Consider the following 25177-nt stretch of genomic DNA (forward strand, 5'->3'; position numbering starts at 1 on the left):
CGTTTCATCCTATTCTTTAAGTACAAAATTCAATATGTTTTGCTCCGTTAAAAGCACAAAAAAGCCATCTAGATCCGCTCTAGATGGCTTGCTCATTTATTATCAAATTCATTTCAATTCTAATATAACGTTGTAATGATGTATTAAAGTACTTACGAACCAGCCGGGGCGGCATTCACGTTCTCTGTTGTCTCATCAAACAAGGAAACCAGCTCGATCCCTTCTGCCGAGATCCGTACCAACCCCTTATCAGATAACCGCAGTTCTGGAATTACAACCAATGCCAGCAATGATAAGGTCATAAATGCATTATTCAGTGTACAGCCCACCGATTGCAATGCTTCGCTAATGGCGGCGGATTGAACAGCCACCTCTTCGAAGGACTCCGTTGACATCAATCCGGCAATCCGTAACGGGAACTCAGTCACTCCTGAACCTGTCACTACTGCAACGCCACCTTGCAAGCGAATGACCCGATTACCCGCTTCAGCCATCAAAGCATCATCATTACCGATAATCAACAGATTATGGCTGTCATGAGCTACCGTCATTGCAATGGCTGCTGGTGCAGTGAAGCCAATACCTCCAACTAAAGCTACAGCTCGGTTCCCAGTTTGTTTGTGGCGCTCCAGCACTGCAATTTTACATACATCACCTGTTGTAGATACTACAACCCGACCATTCTGTACAGCAACGGGGAGATGTTTTTCCTTCGTATCCACATGATTCTCCGTTACATGAATAATCTTAGCCCCAATCGTGCCTTCTTCAATCGGCGCAGCAAGTTCCATCTGCTCTGACGTAATTGCAGGTTCCAATTTCACCGTATTCAATGCCTCTTCAGGGTAAACGAAATTATTCCACACGGCAGTCATCTGACCATTCTCTGCCACGACCTGCCCAGCCGCAATCGTCATACCAACACGCACATCGGCGAGTCGCCCATCCAGCAAAATAATATCAGCAATATTACCCGGGATGATTGCGCCAATATCCCGAGCCACACCAAAACGCTCAGCCGTATTAATGGTTGCCATCTGAAACGCTGTTACCGGCTTCACGCCCTGCGAAATCGCGAGACGCACAACAAAATCCATATGTCCTTCCTTCAGCAACGACTCTGAACTGCGATCATCCGTAACCAGCATCATCCGGCGTGTGTCCAAGCCGAGCTCCGTGCAAGCCTTGATCGTCTCAGCCACATCATGCCAAGCTGATCCTTGACGCATTTTGGCATACATGCCTAGTCTCAGACGTTCAACCACATCTTCCTTCGTCACACATTCATGATCTCCAGTTACTCCACTAGCCGCATAGGCTGGCAAACGCCAGTCATCTGCTGCCCACGTAAAGTGTCCATCAGCCACTTTGCCTGCTCGAAGCGTAGCTTGAATCTCTCCAATCATCGTTTCATCTCCATACACAACCCCTGGAAAATTCATCACCTCGCCAAGACCAATCATATCTGGTCCCCAAGAGAGAGCTTCAGCGACTTCCTCTGGACCAATGTGAGCGCCAGTCGTCTCTAGTCCTGGATGCGTGGAAGGAACACATGATGCAACCTGCATATACGCAGCCATTGGTGTCGTCCGAGCTTCATCAAGCATCATTCTCAGACCTTGAAGTCCAAGGACATTCGAGATTTCATGAGGGTCAAAGAATCCACCCGTTGTACCAGACGGAAGCACTGCTCGTGCAAACTCTGTTACCTTCATCTGTGTACTTTCAATATGGCAGTGACCATCCAGTAGTCCCGGAGCTATATACTTGCCTTTCGCCTCGATGATACGAGTGTGTTCTCCGATCGTATGACTTACATCTTTGCCGACATATGCAATCCGTGCACCCTGTACAGCTACAGACATACCTTCTAAAATTTCACCGGATATCACGTTGACTAGTGTCCCGGCACGAATCACCAATGTTGCTGGCAAGTCCCCACGTGCTGTTGCCACTAGATCAGGTACACAATCCGCCATTAGCGGTCGGTCAAAAGATGATTTGTTCAATGTTGTTGCCTCCTCCTGAATTAAACGCTCTAAAAAAGTATATTGTTTCGATTATATGAGCCCGAACACTGAGTGTAAAGAACATTTACACCAATTGTGTTTAAATCCAAATTCAGATGCGAAATTTATCCAAAGCATCCAAACCACTTAAACTTGCTCATCTATAAGTACGTGTTCAAAAAGGGCGGTTTTCAGTACCGAGAAGATGGGGTGAAGTTAGAAATGGAGTAGCAGAGCGTAGGCAAACCTACGTGAGCAACTACATGTTTCCGAAGGAAACAAGCTTCGTAAGCCTCACGCTTATTTCGGCTAAATCCCATATTCGATGATGACATGCCGTCAGGCATCTTTCGTAATCAAAAGCGGACTTTTTGAACAACCTCTATAATGTCAGAAAATATATAGAAAAACTTCCGTCCAGTCGGACGGAAGTCTACTTGGTTTCGTTAAGTCTATATCACTTTGCTTAATCCCCCTGAACAGCAGTTACCTTTCCCGTATCATATAACGTTTCTGATTGCGAAGTGATAAATGGACTCGGTTGACCTAAACAATAGATATGAAGCAAATGCATAGCCCGTGTACACGCCGTGTAGAACAACTTGCGCTCATGCTCTTGGGCATAATACTCTGCAGAACCATCGTAGATGAGTACCGCATCAAACTCTACACCTTTTGCTAAGTAGGCAGGTATGACATGAACACCTCGTTCGAACGCTAGCGTCGTTTTCTTGATCAGCTTCGGCGCAGTAGTTAATACTTTACTGAGTGCTTCATGTACTTCTCTACTCTCTTCTGCGGTCTTACAGATCACTGCTACGGACTCATATCCTTCCTGAATTAAGGCGTTAAGGTCAGCAGTGATCAGATCAAGATGCTTCTGCTCAGACGTTGTGACAATAACTTGAGGTTTCTCCCCACTACGGTTAAACGGAATTATCTCTTCTCCACCCGGAACCATTCCCTTCGTGAACTCCACAATCTCTTGGGTTGAGCGATAACTACGGGTTAACTCAATTAGTTCGGTATTTTCAGGGCCGTATAGGTTCGTCAATGGTCCTGTCCCACTCAGCACAGAGGAATGGGCATAAATCGCCTGATTGAAATCACCAAGTGCTGTAATCTTGGCTCGCGGAAATAGTCTTTTCATAAAAGCCAGCTGGAACGCAGAGTAATCCTGAGCTTCATCAATAATTACATGCCGGATGTTAGAGTTAATATGGAACCCAAGCAATAGTTCACGTAAGTACAGATACGGTGTGATATCTTCATAAGCAAGCTCTTGTTCTTTCATTCTCCGAAGAGTCATATCGCTGATTTCTTCCCAGTGTGCAGGCAATGGTTCTTTATCCAGCAGTCGAACGATCTGTCCTTGATCCTTGAACAATTGTGAATAAAGCTTTCGAACATCAACAAAGCGCAAAGATTTGATCCATTTTCGCAAAGGCTTAAGGCGACTACTTACGACCATTCTGGCAAGAATCTCGCGTTCCTGCCCAAAATCATCAAATGTATCTGCCTTCCCTTTTTGTTTACGCTTCAGACGCTGGAACGCTCGTTGCAGTTCTTCTGGCTCCATCAGATCAAGCTGCTGATCTACCCAAGGTGCCTCTAGTTCACTTTTCCCGAATGCGGAGAGTTCCTTCAACATCCAGTCTCTTAACATTTCGAGCCGATTCACCAGCTTCACCGATGGTTCATAACTGTAGAATTTCTCTTCCATCGCTTCAGCGGTAACAACAGCACGTCCTTGAAAACGAACCGGCTTGAACTTCATTCCATCGACCATTAAGTTTTCTTTATATTCCGTAATTACCTTCAGAAATAATTCAGACGATTTGAATCGAATACCAGACATGCGTGCAGGGTAAGCTGCGTCTTCTGTAGCCGAGAGCACATATTCAAGCTGAATAAACGGATCTTCAAGCTGGTACTCCCGTCCAAGACGGCGCTCCAGATACTCTTGGAACGTCGTTTGCAACATATTTTCTTCCCCTAGCTCAGGTAATACCGTTGATACATAACTATTGAACATTGGGTTTGGCGAGAAAAGCACCATCTGATCCGCTGACAAATGTTCACGGTATTTATATAGAAGATAGGCTACACGCTGAAGGGCAGCCGACGTTTTGCCGCTTCCAGCAGCTCCCTGTACAATCAGCATACGTGTTCGATCATTACGGATAATACGGTTCTGCTCTCTCTGGATCGTCGCCACAATACTTTTCATCTGGGCATCTGACGTCCGGCTTAGAACGGCCTGCAACAATTGATCACCGATGGTTACACCTGTGTCAAACATGAACCGGATACGACCTTCACGGATGACAAATTGCCGCTTCATCTCAATGTCGCCGCTAATCTCACCACTGGGTGTCTCATATGTGATTGGCCCTGGCGCACCGTCATAATACAGGTTGGATATTGGGGCACGCCAATCGTACACCAAGAAGGATTCCTCCTTCTCATCCAACAAGGAAGCAATGCCAAGATAAATGCACTCTGCCTGCGGATATCCGTCCTCTTTGAAATCGATGCGTCCGAAATAGGGCGAGTGATGTAGTCTTTTCATTTTGTCGAGTGCCGCTGCCGTATTCAAATGACTACGCTCCCGATCCGATAGAACCTGTGACTGCTGCCGCATACTTGTAGAGGTTTCCCCTACATCATCGGCTTCACTGAAGTTCATCGTAACCTCGTCCCAGAAATCCTTTCTCATCTCTACAACTTCGTCTCTAAAGGAACCAACCTCTTGTTCAAGAGTTGTAATTTTACGTTCAATCTGATTGGTTACACTGTCGACCCGCTGCTGTTCTTCGCTCCATTGCTGATCTGTACTCATATAATCCTATGCCCCTCTTTCCCCGGAATGTGTCCTCAAAAGCCCATTTGACAAGCCCGACTAGGCCATGGTATAATTATTAGAAAGTAAACATTTTAAATTTATGTTAATTAGTTCTAATTTTTTGAAAACCATTTTTTATTGTACCAGTGACAACGTCCCGATGCAAGTGGAGGCGTTTTTTGTTATTTTCTAATGTTATTTTCTAACTTCTACATATTTCTTCAATGAATTGTTGTAAGCTCTTGTGTCATTACGTTTAATGACACACTCCCCTGCTACTAGCTCTTCCCCAACACCCCATATATCCTATGCAACATCATCACTTCTTAGCTTATTATTACCCACCATATGGATCGATATAGATCATTTCACATGGTAATTATGATCGTTTACGTACTAATAAGAGATTTATAAGTAATCTCTATAGTCGCAACTCTGCAATCGTCTCTTCCCAGCGCTTTAATGTGCCAGGCTCATCCTTCAATTGAAAGGTAATCCCGGAAGTGATATCCGCATAAGGCGCATGATCTACACGAATACTCCTTATCTCACCTTCGTATCGATCCCTTGGATGAACAGACCCAGGTAAGGGAGGAAGCGCACGTAACGCAAGTCGAATAGTTAACAACTGATGATCTACAATGGCGATCAAAGTAGCCTTGCCTGTCCGCTCCATATTTTGGCTTGTCTGCGTTCCAGACCACAATGCAAGTCTCAGCACGGTTGGACTTATCGCAACCAGTTCTCCCACACTAATCATGGCTTGATGAGGCCACGCATCTTCCGAGACGGTTAGTAGCTGCATGGCTTCATGTTTTTTATGTTGTAAATGCTGCCCATCGAACCACTGCATTAATCCAGGGTTAAGTTCTGTTATTATTGAAGTCATAAGATCTCCCTCGGTTCATTATAGATAGTTCAAAAAGTCCGCTTTGATTACGAAGGTGCCTAGTGGCATCTCAGTATCGAATAAGGGGTTTAAATTTTGAACGCATTTATAATATTAATGGTTTGGTATACCTGCAACAAAATAACCCGGACAAGGCTGCCCGGGCTAAGTTGTGGTTCTATTGTATATGAGTATGCCGCCAACTGCAATTCACTATTAAGGCCACTTAATCCAATTCAGGATATGATCCTGTGAGTCCTTATCATCGCTTCCACTGTGTACATGATCAGCAAGGCGGTTGAGGCGCTCCAGTTGATAGCCATAATCATAGATCGCCGCAGCAACAATGGACAGTCGAAGCATGCCGTTCTGGTCAACATCAAACTCCGTGATCGCTTGCTCCATAAAATGATCATTGTCCAAAATAAACTGCTCCGCCTCTTCACCATTGGGCTTCAACTTATCTTCGAATTTCAGAAGTGCGTGCTCGTGAAATTTAATCAATCTCTCCAGGTGGGTATCGAAGAAACGATCCAACTCAGGGCTTCGCTGTGCTTGGAAATAGTGACGTTCGACAGAGTCTAATACTTCATAACCCTTTTGCAGACTCAGTAACATCTGCTTATACACAACCATTTGGCGGGTCTGACTGAATTTCGAACGTTTCATCTTCTTCTGTTCTTCCTCAAACAAATTGTACTTATCTGACAAGGATTTAATGGAGCCTCCCAAATTGCTCTTCTCGTCTCGAAATACAGCTTCCTTAATCTCATCTGAGATGGACGTTCGTAGCAAGAGCGACATGCTGTTAAATACACTCTGAATCTGCTTCACAAACTGCACCTTCGGTTTGGGAGGAAAGACTGTAATGTTGATTAGGAAGGCTGACACGATACCAATAAGCGTTAAGAGAAACCGATTCAGTGCAAAATGCCAATCTCCCGAAGCTTCCATAATGGAAACCACGGTAACCAATGTCAGACCTACGGTTTCACCCATATTCAGTTTAAGACAGATCATGATAACGAGCACAATAATCAATCCAACCGCTATGGGCTCATTGGACAGTACCATACCGCCAAGTAGCGCAACAATGGCACCAAGTGTTGTTGTCTGCAACTGATCCAAGAAGTATTTCCATGATCGATAAATGGATGGCTGCATGGCAAAAATCGCCGCGATCGCAGCCGGCACAGGCGACTGCGGGTTAAGAAACATACTGAGGTACAGAGCAAGCGTTACCGCAATCCCTGTCTTAAGCACTCGTGCTCCGAACGACACGGCAACCCCTCCTTACCTAACCTATCTTTTCTGTAAACTGCATTATTAATCATTATTACCCCGTATTTCATTGTAGTGATCTTTATTTTCATGTCATATTCTCACAAGAACGATTCATTGTACCACGGAATATGTAGTCTGTGCTATTCGAAAGTGCATTCATACACACTAATTCGAAGGAGAGAAGCGACTTTGACTCCACTTCAATCCATTGCAATAAGAATAGACCGAACTCTGCTAAAGAGAAACGGTCTATTCATGCTATTACGCTATTCGTTGTTATTCCCTAAATAACGCAGGATACGCTCATATGTTGTCTTTATCGGTTCCTTCCCACTCACGTTTGAACTGTTCTACGAATTGCACCATATAAGCATGTCGTTCCTCCGCCAGCTCTTTACCATATGATGTATTCATAAGATCCTTCAGCTTAAACAGTTTCTCGTAAAAATGGTTAATCGTTGTGCTGCGCCCATTGCGATATTCCTCCCGGGTCATCTGTTCCCGTGGGCGAAGGGTGGGATCATACATCTGCCGTCCTCTGGAACCGCCAAATGAAAAAGCACGGGCAATCCCGATTGCTCCTAGCGCATCGAGACGATCTGCATCTTGTACAACCTGAGCCTCTAAGCTGGAGACTTCAGGACGTTGTCCACCTGCGTAAGAGATCGTACTGATAATGTTCACGACCGTATCGCGTGTACTTGCCTCAAGCGGCTGTGTATCCAGCCATGCGTGCAGCTTCGCCATGCCCGCCTCCAAACTTGCATTCAGCTTCTCATCAGGCACATCATGCAGTAACGCTGCGAGCTCAACGATAAATGGATCTGCTCCCATCCGATGAGCAATCTCTACCCCCAGAGCAGTGACCCGCTCGATATGAGGCCAATCATGACCATCCGCATGTGCAGCTAAATCCGCCTGAACAAAAGCACGCGCGGCTTGAAGAATTCCCTCACCAACCCGCATGCCATCGGTCTGATGGTTCACACCTGATTCCTGCAGACTTGCTGTAGTTCGCTCAGAAGCATGCTCACTCATCCTACACTTCCTCGCTTTCACGTGCTTTTTCCCGTGGTACACGACGAGCCACACCTGTTTTTACCGCCGCCTCGACAATACGATTACGCATCGCCTTGACAACTTTGTCGTTAAACACACTTGGGATAATATAATAGCGAGAACGCTCTTCATCAGAGATCGCAGCAGCAATGGCCTTCGCCGCAGCTAACTTCATCTCCTCATTGATCTCTGTTGCACGGCAATCCAGCACAGCTCTGAACATGCCCGGGAAGCAAAGCACATTATTGATCTGATTCGGGTAATCCGAACGTCCTGTCGCCATCACGGCTACGATATCCTCAACCTCAGCAGGCATAATCTCTGGTACAGGATTTGCCATGGCAAAAACGATTGGATCTGCTGCCATCGATTGTACATCTTCCCTGGATAGCAGATTGCCTCGTGAGAGACCAATAAATACATCTGCATCACGGATAACGTCACGCAGGGAGCCTGTCTCAAGCTCCGGATTCGTTCGAGCCGCGTAGTCGCTCCAGACCTCACTCTCATATGTCTGGGTGCGTACAAGAGCACCTTCACGATCTACGCCAATTAGTCGATTAGCCCCTGCGGACAACAAAATATTACTACAAGCCACGCCTGCCGCACCAATACCACATACGACGATCTTCACATCCGCAATCGATTTTCCGACTAATTTCAGTGCATTGATCAATCCAGCATATAACACAACTGCTGTACCATGCTGGTCATCATGAAAAACAGGGATATCTAGCTCCTCGTTCAAGCGGCGTTCAATTTCGAAGCAACGCGGTGAGGAAATGTCCTCCAGATTAATACCACCGAATGCAGGTGATATCGCTTTCACAGTTCGAATGATTTCCTCGGTATCCTGCGTATCTAGGCATATTGGAAAAGCATCCACACCAGCGAATTGTTTGAATAACATCGCCTTACCTTCCATTACAGGCATTGCGGCGCGCGGGCCGATATTGCCAAGACCAAGAACAGCACTTCCATCCGATACAACGGCTACAGTATTACGCTTAATTGTTAGTGAAAAGGCCTTGCCCGGCTCATCCGCAATGGCTGAGCACACACGAGCCACATCAGGTGTATACACACGGGACAGATCCTCCCGGTTATGAATCGGTGTTTTCGGAGTTACCTCAATCTTACCTCCCAAATGTAAAAGGAACGTTCGATCTGATACGTTAACGATGGATACGCCTTTTAGCTCGCGTACCGCGTCTATAATTTTGCTGTTATCCTGCGAATCGGTTACTGCCACAGTTAAGTCGCGTACACTAACATCCTGGTTTGTTGAAATCACGTCAATGGCAATGATGTCTCCGCCAGCTTCCGAGATGGCCGATGCCACTTCGCCAAACTTGATATCTTTCGTTGTCATTTCCAGCCGAATAATAATGCTGTTGCCATCTAGATTCCTTTGATTCATTCCAATTCCTCCCAGACTGTAAGTCTTGAGTTGCATGTTACCTTTTTCTCTTCGCTGCACATGCACTCTTTTCCTTTATCTTACCCAGAAAAAGTCTAAAAGGGTTCATTTGCTATGAATCTAACCTTGAGATCACTGACTAAACCTAACCTATGCAAAAGACCACCCTGCACGTCTAAACGACGTTCAAGGTGGCCTTGATAAGATGGTTATTTTTATTTACGCTCTACAGCTCTGCGCAATACACGAATATCATACGGTTGCAGTGTGATTTGCGCTGGAACCGCTTCTCCACGAAGCAGATCGGTATAGGACTGACCATCCAGCTGCACTTGTTTCGTCTCCGATGTATAATTTTGCACAAACACATAATCTGCTGTTCCATCGGTTCGAGTATGTGCAGTGGTTCCTGCCGGAAGCTCTGTTTGCAATCCACGTTCAATGTTCAGATCATGGATCAAGCTACCGTAGAAGTCATCATAAAATGGTTCTTTCAGACGTGCCGCCATATAATATGCCTTCCCTGATCCCAGACGATTAACCGTCAGTGCAGGACGTCCTGCATAGAAGTCAGAACGATACGTAGCAAGGGATTCCGCACCCTCCAAATGAATGAGGTCACACAGCTCAATTGCATCATACTCTGTATTCAGTTTAAGCTCGTTGCCCTTCTCTGGAATGATTCCGTTCAGTTCACGATCATGTAATCCATCAATCTCCTCTGACCAGATTCCCAGCGTTTTGCGCAGCGGACCTGGGAATCCACCCAAGAAGCACAGATCATTCTCATTAACAATGCCGGACCAATACGTTGCCACAAAGGTTCCGCCATTTTCAACAAACTTCTCGATGCGCTCTCCAACGCCTTCTCTCATCAAGTAAAGCATTGGTGCAACAAGCAATTTGTATTTGGAGAGGTCTGCATCCATATCGATAACGTCTACAGCCACTCCCTTTTTCCAGAACGCTTCGTAATGCGCTTCCACCGTCTGCTCGTACTTCACACCGATATTTCGTGGTCCCTGAGAATCATTAACAGCCCAGCGATTTTCCCAATCGAAGATAATGGCTACTTCTGCTGGAACCGCTGTTCCAACAATTGCCTCCATGCCTTCAAGCGCTGTACCTACGTCAGTCACATCTTGGAATACGCGTGTATGCTCTGTTCCAACATGATCTACCACTGCACCATGCAGCTTCTCACTAGAACCCCGGCTCTTTCTCCACTGGAAATACTGCACGCTGTCTGATCCGTGTGCTACAGCCTGTAATGAGGATAAAAGATGCATGCCTGGACGTTTCAGCTTGCTCACTTCTTGCCAGTTCGTTGAGCTAGGTGTGCTTTCCATCAATAAGAAAGGTTGTCCACCCTTAATGGAACGAACGATGTCATGCATCATTGCGATTCTGGATGCTTGTTTCCCATCATCATCCGCGTCATGCCATGTCGGATAACTATCCCATGAGAGGAAATCTAGAATATCAGCAAATTTCCAGTAGTTCAACCCACCGTAAAACTCCATCAGGTTGGTTGTGACCGGTAAATCCGGATTTTTAGCTTTCAAAGGTTTAGTTTCGTGAACGATAAAGTTAGCTGTCTGATCGGTTACAAAGCGGCGCCAGTCCAGATTCATCGCATGTACCTGTGTCTCACCATGCGGAGCAGGAGACTCAACTTGACTCCAATCTGTGATCGTATGACTCCAGAATGTAGTCCACCATGCATGATTAAGCTCATCGAGCGTTTTATATTTGTTCTGAACCCATTCGCGGAATGCTGCTTGACAGTGATCACAATGGCAATCTCCACCGAATTCATTGGAAATATGCCAACCAATCACTGCCGGATGATCCGAATAACGCTCAGCAAGCTTGGAATTGATTGCAGTCACCTTTTCCCGATAAACCGGTGAAGTATAACAATGATTGTGACGGAAGCCATGAAGATTACGAACACGGTTCTCGGACACACGCAGCACCTCTGGATACTTAGCAGACATCCAAGCTGGTCTCGCTCCGCTTGGTGTTGCTAGAAAAGCATAGATGCCGTTTGCCGCAAAACGATCCAATACTTGATCAAGCCATTCAAACGTGTATACGCCCTCTTCCGGTTCAAGGGATACCCAAGAGAAAATGCCGATCGACATCACATTACATTTGGCAAGCTTCATCAAGCGAATATCCTCTTCAAGGATCTCAGGGTAACGAAGCCACTGCTCCGGATTGTAGTCTGCTCCGTGAAGCATGTGTGGTGCTTTCGAGCTTACAGGTGGAAATTTGTATGTCATAGGGAAAAACTCCTTTAATGATGTAATCTATTGTTGTGATAACGCTGTTCAAACTGTAGCTATACACTATTTAGTTATTAATGTATCCTGACCATCGGTTAATGCTGCAAACGATTCCAACTTACGTCCTTTGTAGTCAAACATCGCTAAGTTCGCCCAGTTATTCGCATGTCCAACCGACCATTCGGGTTTACTAGGAATCCATGCCGGTTCCCAATAGAAGAATCCGACACCTAAGCCATCGGGTACTTCACGAATAATCTGTAACATGTCTCTCAGATAACGACGTTGACCTTCAACGGTCGCTGGGTACCCGGGCAACAGCATATCTTCCTGTCTCATAATCCACTCATGACCTTCAAGCTCTTCTAACGTCCATGGGTAAGCGGTTTCTACAACTACAATTTCTTTACCATAACGTTTCGCCAGATCATGCATATTCTCCTTCAATGCGTCGAGTGTGCCATGCCACCAAGGATAATAAGAGAGACCTATGGTATCAAACTCTACGCCGAGCGCTTCAAAGCGATCATAGAACTTGACGCTCTCTGCATTATCTCCGCCACGATCAATGTGGATCATAATATTAATATCTGAATCGATCGATTTCACGGCAGCGATACCATACTTCACAAGCCCTGCAAAGCGTTCCCACTGTTCATCGGTATCATGTTCCTCTCCACCTACTCGACCCTCATCCCACAGCATACCAGGCGTGATCTCGTTACCTACCTGCACCATATCCGGCAATGCATCGTGCTCCTTCAGCGTTCGTAATACCTCTGCCGTATAGTTGCACACCGCACGTTGAAGCTCTTCATAAGACAGCTCCTCCCATGCCTTCGGCTTCCACTGATTAGCTGGATCAGCCCAACGGTCTGAATAATGGAAATCAAGCAAAAATTGAAGACCATGAGCCTTAATACGTTTGGCTACAGCGACTGTCCGCTCTAGGTTACAGAAGCCACCAGCCGGATCATTCCAGATCCGCAGTCGAATGGCGTTGGTATCGTTATGTTTCAAAATAGACAGCAGATCTTGCTCTTTGCCATCTATATCACTAAAACTGCCTCCATGTTGTTCGATCTCATCCATAAATGACACATCCATTCCAAGAATGAATGGCCCACTATACCGGTTATTCACACGATCAACCTCCATTGAACGAAGTAATTACGTTCTGAGCTCAGCCTTTAACTGAGCCCAGTGTCATACCTTTAACAAAGAAGCGTTGCAAGAAAGGATACACAATCAGAATCGGCGCACTACCAATGAAAATCTGTGCAGCTCGTACTGTTGTCTGAGAGATCGTTTCCAGTTCTTTCGGATTCATCGCCATCGTACTCATATCACGCTTGATAATAACGGTCTGCATGAATGTCGCCAGCGGGTAATCCTTGGCATTGTTCATATACAACAATCCGTCAAACCAGGAATTCCAGTGAAATACCATACTGAACAAGGCAATGGTTGCGATTGACGGCATGGAGATTGGCAGGAAGATACTGAACAATGTTCTAAAATGGTTTGCTCCGTCCATCAGTGCTGCTTCCTCCAGCTCTTTTGGAATACCACGGAAGAAGTTCAGCATCAAGATGACAAGGAATGTGTTTACTGCACCTGGGAGTACCAGCACCCAGAAGGAATCCATCAATCCGATCTTTTGGATAACCATATAGAATGGAACCAGTCCACCGTTGAAAATCATACTGAATACAAAAATCCAGGAGTAGATCGTTCTACCTTTGAACTCACTGTTTTCTTTGGACAACGGATAGGCTGCCAAGAACGTAATCAGCAAGGTAATCGCTGTACCAATCACGGTACGAAGCAGTGAAATCCAGAGAGAGTTCAAGAAAATGGGATTATTCATTGTCTTTTTGTAAGCTTCAAGCGAGAAGCCCACTGGCCAGAGACTGACCAGGTTAGCATCTGCAGCAGCTTTATTACTGAACGAGACAGCCAGTACGTGAATCATCGGGACGATACACATGATGGCAACTAACAGCAGAAAGCAAATATTGATAACGTTAAACACGCGATATGATTTCGTTTTATGATACATCGTGGTCCCTTCCTTCTCTGTTCATTCGATTAGAATATGCGGTATCCGGCATACTTCTTGGCTAAGCTGTACGATACGAGGATCAGCACCATACTGATGACGGATTTAAACAATCCAATCGCAGTAGCGAAGCCCATCTCTCCATTTTCCAGCGCCGAGCGATATACGAATGTATCGATGATGTCCCCTGTTTGATACACGAGTGGGTTGTACAAGTTGAAAATTTGGTCGAAACCGGCATTCAATACATTTCCCAGTGCCAGTGTTCCAACAACCATCAGCATCGGTACGAGAGACGGAACAGTGATATGAAGGGTTTGTTTCCAACGATTCGCTCCGTCAATCTCAGCTGCTTCATATAGCGCCGGGTTAATACCGGCAAGTGCAGCCAGAAAGACAATCATGTTATAACCGAATTCCTTCCACACATCCGTTAGAATGATCGTTGGTCGGAACAAGCTGTTATCGCCTAGGAAGAAGTATGGTCCGAGTCCGAAGGTTCCCAATACTCGGTTAACCAATCCTCCAGTTGACAACAAGTCTAGCAAAATCCCGCCCAGGATAACCCAAGACAAGAAGTGAGGCAGATATACCAACGTTTGAATGGTCCGCTGAATAGCCATCTTACGAACCTCGTTCAACAGGATTGCAAACACAAACGGTACACATAAGTTAAAGATCAGTTTGAGCACAGCAATGATTAATGTATTCCAGATAACCTGCAAGCTGTCCTCACGTTCAAACAAGTATCTAAAGTTGTCCAATCCGACCCAATCGGAGCCGCTAATTCCAAGCCATGGCTTATAGTTCTGAAATGCCATAACGATCCCGCCCATAGGCACATAACTGAAGATGATCAGAAAGATGATGGCTGGCAGCAGCATTACGTGGAATGGCCAAGTACGTTTCAAAGTTCTCATGATTGCTCCCCCTGTAGTTCTTCCTACTCAAGTACTCCCTGAGTGGCTTATAATGCGATTATATCAAGCTTTTGAGGCACTCAAACAGCGCATAAAAGCAATATAAATGGCACAAAAGCAACTACTTTAGAACCATACAATGCTTCATTTGTCTTGGAACCAATTTCCATGAATGACGTCTTCATGTCTTCTCAAAAAACAAAAAAACGCGCAGACTACAAGTAGCCTGCGCGCCGGTTAAAACCTTATTTTCTTACACCTTCGTACCACTCGTTAACCTCTTGAGTGATCTGATCTCCGCCACCGGCTTTCCACGTTTGAACAAACGTATCGAACGAATCTACCGGACTTTTGCCATAGATAATTTCATTGAAGGTTTGATTCTCAATTTTGTTGAGGTAATCCAATTTGGATTTCATTGTCGCTGTCGTCGGACCAGTAAACATGTTTTTGAATGAGATGTCTTCCTGTGCAAGCAACACTTTAGCTGCTGCTGGCGTTTCTGCTCCATAGTTTACAGCTACGTCTTTTTCAAGCTTCGTTTCTGGCTCTTTGCCATCTGCCAGATTAAGCAATGCTTTCATCTGTGCATCAGGAATACGTGCACCATCACGAACGAGCAAATAACGTACTACATTGACATATCCACCATCAATATCATCTGGTTTTTTCTGTTTGCCATTAGCATCCAGTTGGAAGTCATAACCATCGAACAGACCGTTATCATACTCACTGCCTGGTGCTGGATCAGCATAATTGTCGAACAAGTAGTTTTGGTAGGTGAAGAATGCTTCTGGGTTCTGCATATCTTTCTTAATCAGTGTAACACCGTTAACAAATTGCGTACCATGACGCATTGCTTTGCCTTCAGGACCTACCGGAATTTCAATTGGCTTCCACACAGCACTTGGTACGTTCTTCACTGTGTCAGTCAACGGCCATCCGCTCATCCAATAAGGACCAGGGATAATACCTGCTGTACCTGCAACTGCTGGTTCTGCAGTTTTGTTCTCATCCCACAGTGCTGCTTCTTGAGGAATGTAACCTTTGGTCAACCATTCATTCAATTTAACAAGACCTTGTTTCATACCTGGATTAATTGAACCATATTCCAGCTTGCCATCTGCTCCCACATTCCATTGGGAAGGCAGCGTACCGTATGCACCGAAGATCCAAGATGGATCTCCCATCCATGTGTTCATGGACGTTTTGAAACCAATACTGAGTGGTGTTACTTTATCCGGAGCCAAGCCGTCCGGGTTTTTGTTTTTGAACGCTTCCATAACAACTTCCAGCTCGTCAATCGTTTTTGGTGCTTCAAGGTTCAGCTTGTCCAACCAGTCTTGACGAATCCAGAGCAGGTAATCATTGTTGTATGCATAGTCGAGTACCGGAATTCCCATTCTCTTGCCGTCACGACTGTACTGATTCCATACGTTTGAATCTTGAGCCATAGCTTCTTTCCATGTGTCCGAAGCATATTTGTCAAACAATGGCCCCACTTCCTGATACATGCCGGAATCGATCAAATCTTGAGCAACCAGGTTATCTGGTTGGCCAATGGTCACAATGTCAGGCATTTCTTGACCTGAAGACATGGCGAGACGCAGTTTAGTTGCAAACGCACTGTTTGTATCCGTTACAGACCAAAGTGACTTAATGTTAATACCGAATTTGTCCTTAGCCCATTTGGTCGCTACGTTATTTTCCATGGATTCACCATTTTTGAATTTCAGTTCAGGGTCAATCCCCCATGCAGTTGTAATGGTTACCTCTGGGTCATACTTTTCTTTGTATTCATTCTGAACACCAGATGTACTTGGTGCTGCACTCTCCTCCGCACTGCCTCCTGAACATCCTGCAAGAACGACAGTCAGACTCAGTGTTGTAGCGAGAAGCGACAAAAATTTCTTTTTCGTTGATTGCGCTCTCATGTTGTTCCCCCTTCAATCGTTTTGGTTACCCTTTCATTATAGGCTGGCCAGGCCTTTGTTCCTATGATACGAAATCAAGATTTCTGCACCTTTGCCAACCTATATTCTGGAATTATGTTGTAATTACGACTGATCTCGATACTCATTTGGGGTCATCCCGTAATGTTTTTTAAACATTTTGCTGAAATATTGAGGATTTTGGTACCCAAGCTCACTCGTAATCTCGTATATCTTTTTATTCGTATTTTTGAGCAGATACAATGCACGCTCCATCCGCATGCGAATCATATAGTCCCCTAGACCCTCTCCTGTTTCTGCCTTATAGATTTTGGATAGGTATACTGGATGCAGGTACACTTTGTCCGCAATCATCTTCACAGATAACTCTTGCCCTGTTTCACGGGTTACTAGCTCTTGAACTTGTTTAATAACATGTCTTCGGCTCTGTGTTCCTTCTTGATCAGATAGTTCTTCTTGGAGCTTGGTTAACATTTCTGTTGCCCAGCGGCGCAGCTTCTCAGGTGATTGAATCAACTGATGTGCCAAGAGCAAGTCAAAGCCGGCATGATCAATCTCATGTACGAGATGTCCCTGTTTATGTGCAATATACATAAATGCATTCGTTACGGATAAATACATCTCATAGACATGTTCTCGTGACAATCGCACACGCTCTGCTTCATCAAATACAGCCTCAAGCTTACGTGCGGCTGCCTCCCACTGTTTGGTTTCCAGCAATTGAGGCAGAACTGGCGGTTTGTATAGCTCATCCAATGCCTGCGCATCATTATCGGAGCGCTTGGTCGTGTTAGCATCCAGATACTGAATCATATTCTCCTCTGGTCCTGTAAGCACAAGTGAGCCTAATCCCCGGCGATATGCTGTCGTTAGTTCTTCAAAAGCAAACGGCTGCGTTACGACCATAGAGATATCTCCCTGCAAATATCGAATGACATGCTCCCGAAAGGTAGCGGTAGGTTCCTTAATCTCGTTCAGAATCATCGCTTCGGCTCCGTTTAAGTTCTGATGCTGTATCAACATGACTAGGCATTCATGAGGGCCATGACCAAACCAAACATTAAACTGTGGACCAAACACCTCTTCCGCGATATTTCCCACCGCAAAATCCATCAGATCTAATGATTGTTGATCCATACTTGAGAATCGACCGGCAAGACGAATTAACATCATAACAGCTGGTTGTTCCGGTTCCAGTTGAATCTCGTACTGCTGCAACTGTTCACCAAGTGCCCGAGCTGTAATCTCACGGCCTAACAAAAGATCATGCATCAAATTTTCGCGTAGAATTTTGTAATCGGACTTGCGACTATATAATAAGCGGTGATATTTATCGAATTCATCCCATTCATCTCGAAGTGACGTGATCGCCGCGGATACGGATGCCATGAATTCATCATCGTTAACTGGTTTGAGAATATAATCGGCAGCCTGCAACTGAATCGCCTTTTTTGCATATTCAAAATCACTATGACCTGTTAACAAAATACAACGGATATGCGACCAACGGGTACTGACTTCTGCAACAAGATCCAGTCCCGACATGCCTGGCATACGAATATCTGTCACTACAATGTCCACTGCATTTTCTTCCATAATCGCTAATGCTTCTTTTGCAGAAGCAGCACGAAACACTGTCGTTACCCCAAGCTCACCCCAAGGGATTGTCAATTCCAGACTTTCTGTTACATACGTCTCATCATCCACCAATAAAATATCAATCAATTTATACACTCCTCATCTTCAACGCTGCATTTCTTAGCTCTCATTGCACATCCTCATAGTCATACATCACATCTGCTCTTCATCCATCGGCGCCTGTAATTCTGTAATCTTCTCTTCACCCACAGGCCATCTTAACGTCACTCGCAATCCGCCAAGCTGAGATTCCTCAATATGAAGACCTGCCTTCTCACCATATCTCAGCTGCAAACGCTGGTTCACATTCCACAGGCCACAGCCCATTTCCTGATCCATCGTTCCTCTGAGTTTTAACAGCAGAGCTTCTCGCCCTTCGGTATTCATCCCCTGGCCATCATCCTCGACCTGAAGGATCATCATCCCTTCGCGGCATTCACCCGTGACCTTGATCTCTCCCGCCTCAGCATCTGCCTCGATCCCATGAATCACTGCATTCTCTACTAATGGCTGAACAATCAGTGGTGGAACTTCCTGCAGCAGTATATCTTCGGATAAATCAATGGTGTAGTGAATGCGATCCATACGCATCTTCTGAATCTCTAAATAACAATTCACGAATTCGATTTCCTCTGTAAGTGGTACGACATCCCGTTCCTGTCTCGTTGTATAACGATAATATCTAGACAAATTATGTGACATCGCCACGACGGCATCCACCCGTTTGAGCTTAGCCATACTGGTAATAAACGAGAAGCAATTATAGAAGAAATGCGGATTAATCTGTGACTGTAGCTGCTTCAGTCTAGCTTCACGCACATGAATTCGTTCCAAATACACATGTTCAAACAACTGCTGAATCTGATCTACCATTGAATTGAACCGTTCGGACAGGAAGCTAAATTCATTACGTCCTTTAGGCTGAATACGAACAGAATAATCCTCCTGCTTCAAGCGCTGGAATCCACGAATAAGTTGCTTGACCGGCACCTGTACCTGAACATATAACATATAGGCTGCCAGAAAACTCATTAGAAAAAGGCAGAGCATCGAGGAATAAAACAATAGATTCGATTGATGAATCGGCTTCAAAATCGCTGACAGCGGCATATAATCAACCAGATACCAGCCTGTTGTGCTTGATTTCACCGTGTTGACCATGTAAGGCTCCCCATCAATAACAACAGTTCGATTGTCCACATCCTTCAGCTGATGAATGGACAACTGATTGATAAGTTGGCCGGTTAGCGTTCGATCCGAGGTACGATTATAGATGACCCCTGCATCTTCGCGATAATAGAAGGGGTCGTGCCTTCCGTCATCTTTAAACTTGTCTAACATGTCACGGATGTTGCTGCTATCAAACTCCAGTTTAATGATCGTTTCCGCATTCACTGCCGGGTCACTAATCCCATAGGGCGATACCGTAATCCAGCTGAACATGAAGCGATCATCCTCTCCTGCTACACCAGCAATTCGGCGTACGTCCCAGCCTGAAGAGATTGAATTCTGTAAGGACAGCTTGTCATATGAGCGGGCGTCCCGTTCAGATACAACTCTGCCCAAGGAAGGTGAGTATAAATACAATTTTGTCTCCCAGTTAGAGGAGCTTTCCTGAATGCTTAACTTATTCTGGATTCGTTTTACCAGATTGATGGTATCCAGATCAAAATACGAGCTATCTGCAAAGATCCGTCGAAAGCTAGCAATATCGGGATCATGAATGAGCAGATTCGGCCAAGATGATAACAATTCAATATGTGTGTTCACCTGATTCTGAAAGAACTCAAGCTGATTGCTGTTTGAGCGATTGAGCTCATCGCGAAGCACAGCTGTTGTTTTGTGATTGGAATACCAATAGAGCAATACGACAGGAATTAACATAATTAAAATCAAAATAACCATTTTGGAAAATAGGTTTGTCCGATATGACATGTTCTCATCTCACCTTGTCTCAAATTGTCAGTGACATCTATTTTAGCTATACATGCTATAAACATAAATGATTATTTTCGTATTTTCATCCGATCCGTTTTCACATCATCGCTTTCTTACACCCTTCTTACTATACAAGCAGAGTAGCTCACTCTCCATTGTAAGCGTTTGCAAGCGTAAGATACAGGTCACAAAGTCAATATTTCTGCACTAATTCTAGCTATATAATCCAAAAAAGCCGGCTTTCGCCGGCTCTTCTTAATCCATTGTAATGGAAATTATGTATGTATTCTATGCTGCTAAGGCATCTCATAATCAAATACGATATTCTGTCCTTCAATCCCGATATCAAGCACAATATCATGTAGTTTGCCTTGAAAAGGGAGTGGTGATCCTGCTAAACCGGTGAATGCAAGCTGACCCGCAAAGGTACCACGGGGTTCAATCTCTATACGTATAGGCTTTAGCTCAACCGAGTTTAAAGATTCATAGAGTGGATCGTCTTGATTTCTGTAACTACGTGCAAGATCAGGTTTGACCATAGCAACTACAAGTTGTCCACTGTAGTTTTTGATGATTAGATAACAGCTCGCTAAGGTATCGCCATCATCAACTACATCGTACATGCACGAACTTTGGTTTTGTACATAAGAAACGGCTTTGGTTCCCGTTGCATTCCATTTGACGACGTACATGACTTTATCCGTGATGAAGGAATAGCTGAGAACAATGACCAAGACCATTAACCATAGCTTGTTGGCAAGTCGTGGGAACGATGATCCCAACACTTTACGTGTAATGAAATAACTATAGACCAGCATACCGAGACCTATAAAAAGTGTGATATGAACACCTCTAACATATGTTGTTGTATAAGGTAACAATCCCACTTTACTCAATATCGTATCACCTACCGAGAAGCCCAGATGATGGTTGAAGGTAAAAATGATCGAAAATAGCAAAAAAATGATTGAGAACGTGAGTTTCGCCCTCGACACATAAACACCCCCTAATCAGCCACCTGATTATATCATATTTTTCCTAATTATGATTAACAATCCAAATGCGTGCGTCAAACGACAAAAAGACATCCTCGGTTATGTACCGAAGATGTCTCCATGCGTAAACTCTGTATCCATTTTCAGATCATCAAAATCTGCTTATGGCTTGGTTCGTCTACCTACTGAATTATTTTTTGGAAAGGAATGCATCCAGTTGTTCCTGTTTCGCTGCAATGATCTTATCAATTCCTGCGGCTTTCAGTTTTTCCAAGTATTTAGGGATCATCTCGTTTGGATCTACTGCTCCAGATGTCATACCTGGTTTAAACTGTTTGTTCACATTGTTCACCGCAGCAATTTCATTTTTGACCGATTGGCTGTTAAACGTAAATCCTAAGGCTGGTGACTTCACACCTTTGGCATTAAATTCTTTGAATTTCTCCCACTTCTGAGGGTCTTCATTATCCCAGAGGAAGTTCAGGAATTGATTACCTAGCTGCCATTGTGCACCTGGATTGTAAGTGCGGCTGTTCGCATCTACACCGTCAGGCAGTGTGATGATGTTTTCTGCTCCGTCTTTTTTGACAAAATGCTGACCTTCAATACCAAAATTAAGCAAGTTGTTGATTTCTTTATCAGAGTGCAACAGGTTGATCACTTGCATCGCTTTCTCCGGTTGCTCAGAAGAGCGGGAGATTGCAAGCATCGCACCGGAAGCATCACCCGTTGTAATTGTTGGTTGAGTCATTTCGATCTGTGTGAGCGGGAAGCCAACATAGCCTTCCTCTTCCTTATCTTTACCTGGCTTCATACCGTCTGTCCACATGAATGCTTTGCCTGCTTTGGCTTGGTCTTTCGGGAACACATTGGATGTAGCTGCATCACTATTGATATATCCTGCTTGGTACCACTTACGGGCAAGTTCAGCAGCTTCCTTGAATTCTGCCGTCTCCACTTCGTTTAATACTGTTGTGGAGCCTGCTGTCTTCGAGATAACGCCTGGTACAGATGCATCCCCGAGGTAATCCCAATCCAGATTTTCTAACAATCCGTTACCGTTGGTATTGGACATGTAGAACGGTGTGATTCCTGGTTCATTTTCCTTAATTGTTTTGAGCAATGGCTCTAGATCTACCCAAGTTTTCACCGCTGCTAAATCCAGCTTATATTTGTCAGCTAGATCCTGACGCACGAGCACACCACGCGTTGCCGCAAGTTCTTTATTCGTTGGTACCCCATAGTTAACCCCATCTACTTGTGAACCCTCGAGGAAGGCTGGGTCTAGATTTTTCTTAATGTCCTGACCATGCTCTTCAAGCAGATCGTTCAGCGGCAGGAAAGCTCCTTTGGCAACATTGACTGTGTAGTTCTGCCACGCTGCTGTGAAGATAATGTCTGACTTCTCACCAGAGGATATCATCAGATTCAACTTATTGTCCCATTGTCCCCAGTCGATCGCATTAATCTTCAGCGTTGCTCCGATTTTCGGTTCCATCTTTTTATTGATCTCAGCTTCTACCAAGGCAACATCCTTCTGTGGTGTTCCTGGATAATACAGCGTTACTTCATAAGGCTTCCCTCCACCTTCTGCTGCACCTCCGCCTTCTGCACCAGGCGTTGTTGTTCCGCTCTTATCCGTTGAACAGCCTGCAAGCACGAGACTCAGTGCCATGGCTGCCGCCGCAAGTCGCGGCCATACCTTTAATGTTTTAACCAAATGAACCCCTCCCGTCGTGTGTTAAACCTTACAACCTGACCGCCAATTACCCCAATTCACGATTTTGTATATGCCCCTTCAGCTATCTTCGTGTTCCTACTCTTCCTCCGCTAACCGGCCGGAGTTAGCCCTTCACTGCACCTACGGTAAGCCCTTTGATGAAATACCGTTGGAAGAACGGATAGGCTAGCACAATAGGTCCAATTCCGACTACAGCCATTGCCATCTGCAATGTTTTGTTCGGTAGATTCAGCAATCCACCCTGTGATGAAATCTGTGAGGACACATTCGAGTTAGAAGTTAAATATTGAATATCGAGCAGCGTTCGGTACATGAGATACTGAAGGCTGATCGTCCGGTTATCCGATATAAAGATCATACTTAAATACCAGTCATTCCAGTAATTAAGCGTACTAAAGAGTGCAACCGTTGCCATAACTGGAAGTGAGAGCGGAAGTACAATGCGTGTAAACGTTCTCAGCTCACCCGCTCCATCGATTCGTGCTGATTCCAGTATGGAAACTGGGATCGAATTTGCGAAGAACGTACGCATAACGAGTACGAAGAACGGTGATAGAAGCAGCGGCAAAATAAGTGCCAGAATCGAATTTTTCAAATCAAGCACATTCACATATACGAGATACCACGGTACCAATCCACCATTGAACAACATCGTGAAGAAGATGAAGAATGCGAACCATCCTCTGTATGGTAAATCTCTACGTGAGAGGGGATAAGCATATAATGCAGTCAGAGCCACACTCGTAATCGTTCCCACCACAGTTACAATGATGGAAATGCCGTAGGAGTGAATGATCTGATCCATATCCTTGAACAAAAACTCATAAGCTGTCAGACTGAACTTCTCAGGAATTAACTTATAGCCGTTTGCGATTACTGTTGTTTCGTCCGAGAAAGAGATGGCGAAGACAAGCAGGATCGGCACGATACAGGCTATGGCGTAAAAGAGAAACATGCCGTGAATAATTGAAGCGGAACGCCGCGAAACGGCCAATGGATCACGTGTTTTCACAGTTGACTTGCCCCCTCTCAAAATAATGCATTATCTTTGTCTATTCGTCTTACGATGGTATTGGATACCAAAACAAGCACGAAGCCGACAATAGCCTGATAGAGACCTGCAGCAGAGGACATTCCTATATCTCCGCCGACCAAGAATGTACGGTATACATAAGTATCAAGTACGTTCGTTACAGGGAACAGCGCACCCGATTCTAATGGAACCTGATAGAATAAACTGAAATCTGCATAGAATATACGGCCAATCTGTAACAATGTCATAATGACAATCAACGGAATGAGAAACGGTACCGTAATGAAACGAATCTGATGCCATTTCGTCGCTCCATCCAAGACGGCCGCTTCGTAATACTCCTCATCAATGCCTACGACGGCTGCCAGATAAATGACGGCATAATATCCTATATTCTTCCACGTATTTACAAGTGGCAATATATAAGGCCAATACTTCGGCTCAGAGTACCAGTCAATTGGCTGTCCACCAAAGATCTGTAATATGGTAGAGTTCATGAACCCCGAATCCTTACCCAGGAACGCAAGTACCAGGTAACTGACTACAATCATGGATAAGAAGTAAGGCAGCAGCATAAGTGATTGGTATAATTTCGACATAGCCTTGTTCTTAACTTCATTCAGCAAGATCGCGAGGCCTACGCCGACAAATAGATTTAGTGCGATGAACACGGTATTGTACGCAAGTGTATTCCGCGTGATCTCCCACGCGTCACTCGTGGAGAACAAATACTTAAAGTTATCCCATCCGCTCCAAGGACTACCTAGGATACCGTCGGCATAATTCACATTTTTGAATGCAATGAGTACGCCGAACATTGGCATATAGTTGTTCACCAGGAGAAACAGAATCCCTGGCAGAAACATGAGATACAGCACCTTAAACTTTCCAAGATTGTACAAGACCGATTTACGTTTGCGAACTGACCCCGCTCCTACATCTGATATCTGTGCGCGATTACCCGTCTCGGGTTGTGTCTTCATAGCCTCTTCTCCCTCACTCCTCTTGAATTCTTCCTCAGGACTTAGCACCGATTGTGTCTCCTGTGGTTCAAGTATACGGCTGTGAGTTCTGATCCACTATCTACTGTGGTGACCTATT

17 protein-coding genes are annotated in these 25177 nt (G+C 44.9%); all 17 read right to left on the reverse strand.

Going from position 1 to position 25177, the window contains the following annotated elements; genetic code table 11:
* Positions 1-152: 152 nt before the first annotated feature.
* Complete coding sequence (gene ade, locus MH215_RS08515) at positions 153-1979, reverse strand: adenine deaminase (RefSeq protein ID WP_239289889.1); 1827 nt, start codon at positions 1977-1979, stop codon at positions 153-155.
* A 496-nt stretch (positions 1980-2475) separates the two neighbouring features.
* Entirely contained in the window at positions 2476-4851 is a 2376-nt protein-coding gene (gene helD / locus MH215_RS08520) for an RNA polymerase recycling motor HelD (protein WP_239289644.1), read from the reverse strand.
* 424 nt (positions 4852-5275) lie between these two features.
* The gene (locus MH215_RS08525) at positions 5276-5743 is read right to left on the reverse strand and encodes a pyridoxamine 5'-phosphate oxidase family protein (RefSeq protein ID WP_239289646.1); all 468 of its coding nucleotides are present in this window, start codon (positions 5741-5743) and stop codon (positions 5276-5278) included.
* A gap of 216 nt (positions 5744-5959) precedes the next feature.
* Entirely contained in the window at positions 5960-7024 is a 1065-nt protein-coding gene (locus MH215_RS08530) for an FUSC family protein (RefSeq protein ID WP_056700400.1), read from the reverse strand.
* A 306-nt stretch (positions 7025-7330) separates the two neighbouring features.
* Entirely contained in the window at positions 7331-8065 is a 735-nt protein-coding gene (locus MH215_RS08535) for an HD domain-containing protein (protein WP_239289648.1), read from the reverse strand.
* A gap of 1 nt (position 8066) precedes the next feature.
* Positions 8067-9506 (reverse strand): NAD-dependent malic enzyme, encoded by a 1440-nt coding sequence (locus MH215_RS08540; RefSeq protein WP_239289650.1) that lies wholly within the window; start codon positions 9504-9506, stop codon positions 8067-8069.
* A 215-nt stretch (positions 9507-9721) separates the two neighbouring features.
* Entirely contained in the window at positions 9722-11794 is a 2073-nt protein-coding gene (locus MH215_RS08545; RefSeq protein WP_275446023.1) for a beta-galactosidase, read from the reverse strand.
* Between the two features lie 66 nt (positions 11795-11860).
* Positions 11861-12940, reverse strand: a complete 1080-nt coding sequence (locus tag MH215_RS08550; RefSeq protein WP_239289652.1) for a glycoside hydrolase family 53 protein — start codon at positions 12938-12940, stop codon at positions 11861-11863.
* Between the two features lie 40 nt (positions 12941-12980).
* Positions 12981-13859, reverse strand: coding sequence for a carbohydrate ABC transporter permease (locus tag MH215_RS08555; RefSeq protein ID WP_056700393.1), 879 nt, complete (start codon positions 13857-13859; stop codon positions 12981-12983).
* Between the two features lie 29 nt (positions 13860-13888).
* The gene (locus MH215_RS08560; RefSeq protein ID WP_056700390.1) at positions 13889-14779 is read right to left on the reverse strand and encodes an ABC transporter permease; all 891 of its coding nucleotides are present in this window, start codon (positions 14777-14779) and stop codon (positions 13889-13891) included.
* A 245-nt stretch (positions 14780-15024) separates the two neighbouring features.
* Complete coding sequence (locus MH215_RS08565; RefSeq protein ID WP_239289654.1) at positions 15025-16713, reverse strand: type 2 periplasmic-binding domain-containing protein; 1689 nt, start codon at positions 16711-16713, stop codon at positions 15025-15027.
* A 123-nt stretch (positions 16714-16836) separates the two neighbouring features.
* Complete coding sequence (locus MH215_RS08570) at positions 16837-18456, reverse strand: response regulator (RefSeq protein ID WP_239289656.1); 1620 nt, start codon at positions 18454-18456, stop codon at positions 16837-16839.
* A gap of 66 nt (positions 18457-18522) precedes the next feature.
* Positions 18523-20304 (reverse strand): sensor histidine kinase, encoded by a 1782-nt coding sequence (locus MH215_RS08575; protein WP_239289658.1) that lies wholly within the window; start codon positions 20302-20304, stop codon positions 18523-18525.
* 299 nt (positions 20305-20603) lie between these two features.
* Positions 20604-21302: a hypothetical protein gene (locus MH215_RS08580; protein ID WP_239289660.1), complete on the reverse strand. Its 699-nt coding sequence runs from the start codon at positions 21300-21302 to the stop codon at positions 20604-20606.
* Between the two features lie 190 nt (positions 21303-21492).
* Complete coding sequence (locus MH215_RS08585) at positions 21493-23022, reverse strand: ABC transporter substrate-binding protein (RefSeq protein WP_239289662.1); 1530 nt, start codon at positions 23020-23022, stop codon at positions 21493-21495.
* A 124-nt stretch (positions 23023-23146) separates the two neighbouring features.
* The gene (locus MH215_RS08590) at positions 23147-24055 is read right to left on the reverse strand and encodes a carbohydrate ABC transporter permease (RefSeq protein WP_056700379.1); all 909 of its coding nucleotides are present in this window, start codon (positions 24053-24055) and stop codon (positions 23147-23149) included.
* Positions 24056-24072: 17 nt separating this feature from the next.
* Positions 24073-25059, reverse strand: coding sequence for an ABC transporter permease (locus tag MH215_RS08595; RefSeq protein ID WP_239289664.1), 987 nt, complete (start codon positions 25057-25059; stop codon positions 24073-24075).
* Positions 25060-25177 lie beyond the last annotated feature (118 nt).

This window comes from Paenibacillus sp. ACRSA, from assembly GCF_022346845.1.
Classification (GTDB): domain Bacteria; phylum Bacillota; class Bacilli; order Paenibacillales; family Paenibacillaceae; genus Paenibacillus.

Bases quoted from the DNA above. Each gene is read 5' to 3' on its own strand.
- ade (WP_239289889.1), bottom strand. From the start codon at position 1,979: ATGGCGGATTGTGTACCTGATCTAGTGGCAACAGCACGTGGGGACTTG.
- helD (WP_239289644.1), bottom strand. From the start codon at position 4,851: ATGAGTACAGATCAGCAATGGAGCGAAGAACAGCAGCGGGTCGACAGT.
- MH215_RS08525 (WP_239289646.1), bottom strand. From the start codon at position 5,743: ATGACTTCAATAATAACAGAACTTAACCCTGGATTAATGCAGTGGTTC.
- MH215_RS08535 (WP_239289648.1), bottom strand. From the start codon at position 8,065: ATGAGTGAGCATGCTTCTGAGCGAACTACAGCAAGTCTGCAGGAATCA.
- MH215_RS08540 (WP_239289650.1), bottom strand. From the start codon at position 9,506: ATGAATCAAAGGAATCTAGATGGCAACAGCATTATTATTCGGCTGGAA.
- MH215_RS08545 (WP_275446023.1), bottom strand. From the start codon at position 11,794: ATGACATACAAATTTCCACCTGTAAGCTCGAAAGCACCACACATGCTT.
- MH215_RS08555 (WP_056700393.1), bottom strand. From the start codon at position 13,859: ATGTATCATAAAACGAAATCATATCGCGTGTTTAACGTTATCAATATT.
- MH215_RS08560 (WP_056700390.1), bottom strand. From the start codon at position 14,779: ATGAGAACTTTGAAACGTACTTGGCCATTCCACGTAATGCTGCTGCCA.
- MH215_RS08565 (WP_239289654.1), bottom strand. From the start codon at position 16,713: ATGAGAGCGCAATCAACGAAAAAGAAATTTTTGTCGCTTCTCGCTACA.
- MH215_RS08575 (WP_239289658.1), bottom strand. From the start codon at position 20,304: ATGTCATATCGGACAAACCTATTTTCCAAAATGGTTATTTTGATTTTA.
- MH215_RS08595 (WP_239289664.1), bottom strand. From the start codon at position 25,059: ATGAAGACACAACCCGAGACGGGTAATCGCGCACAGATATCAGATGTA.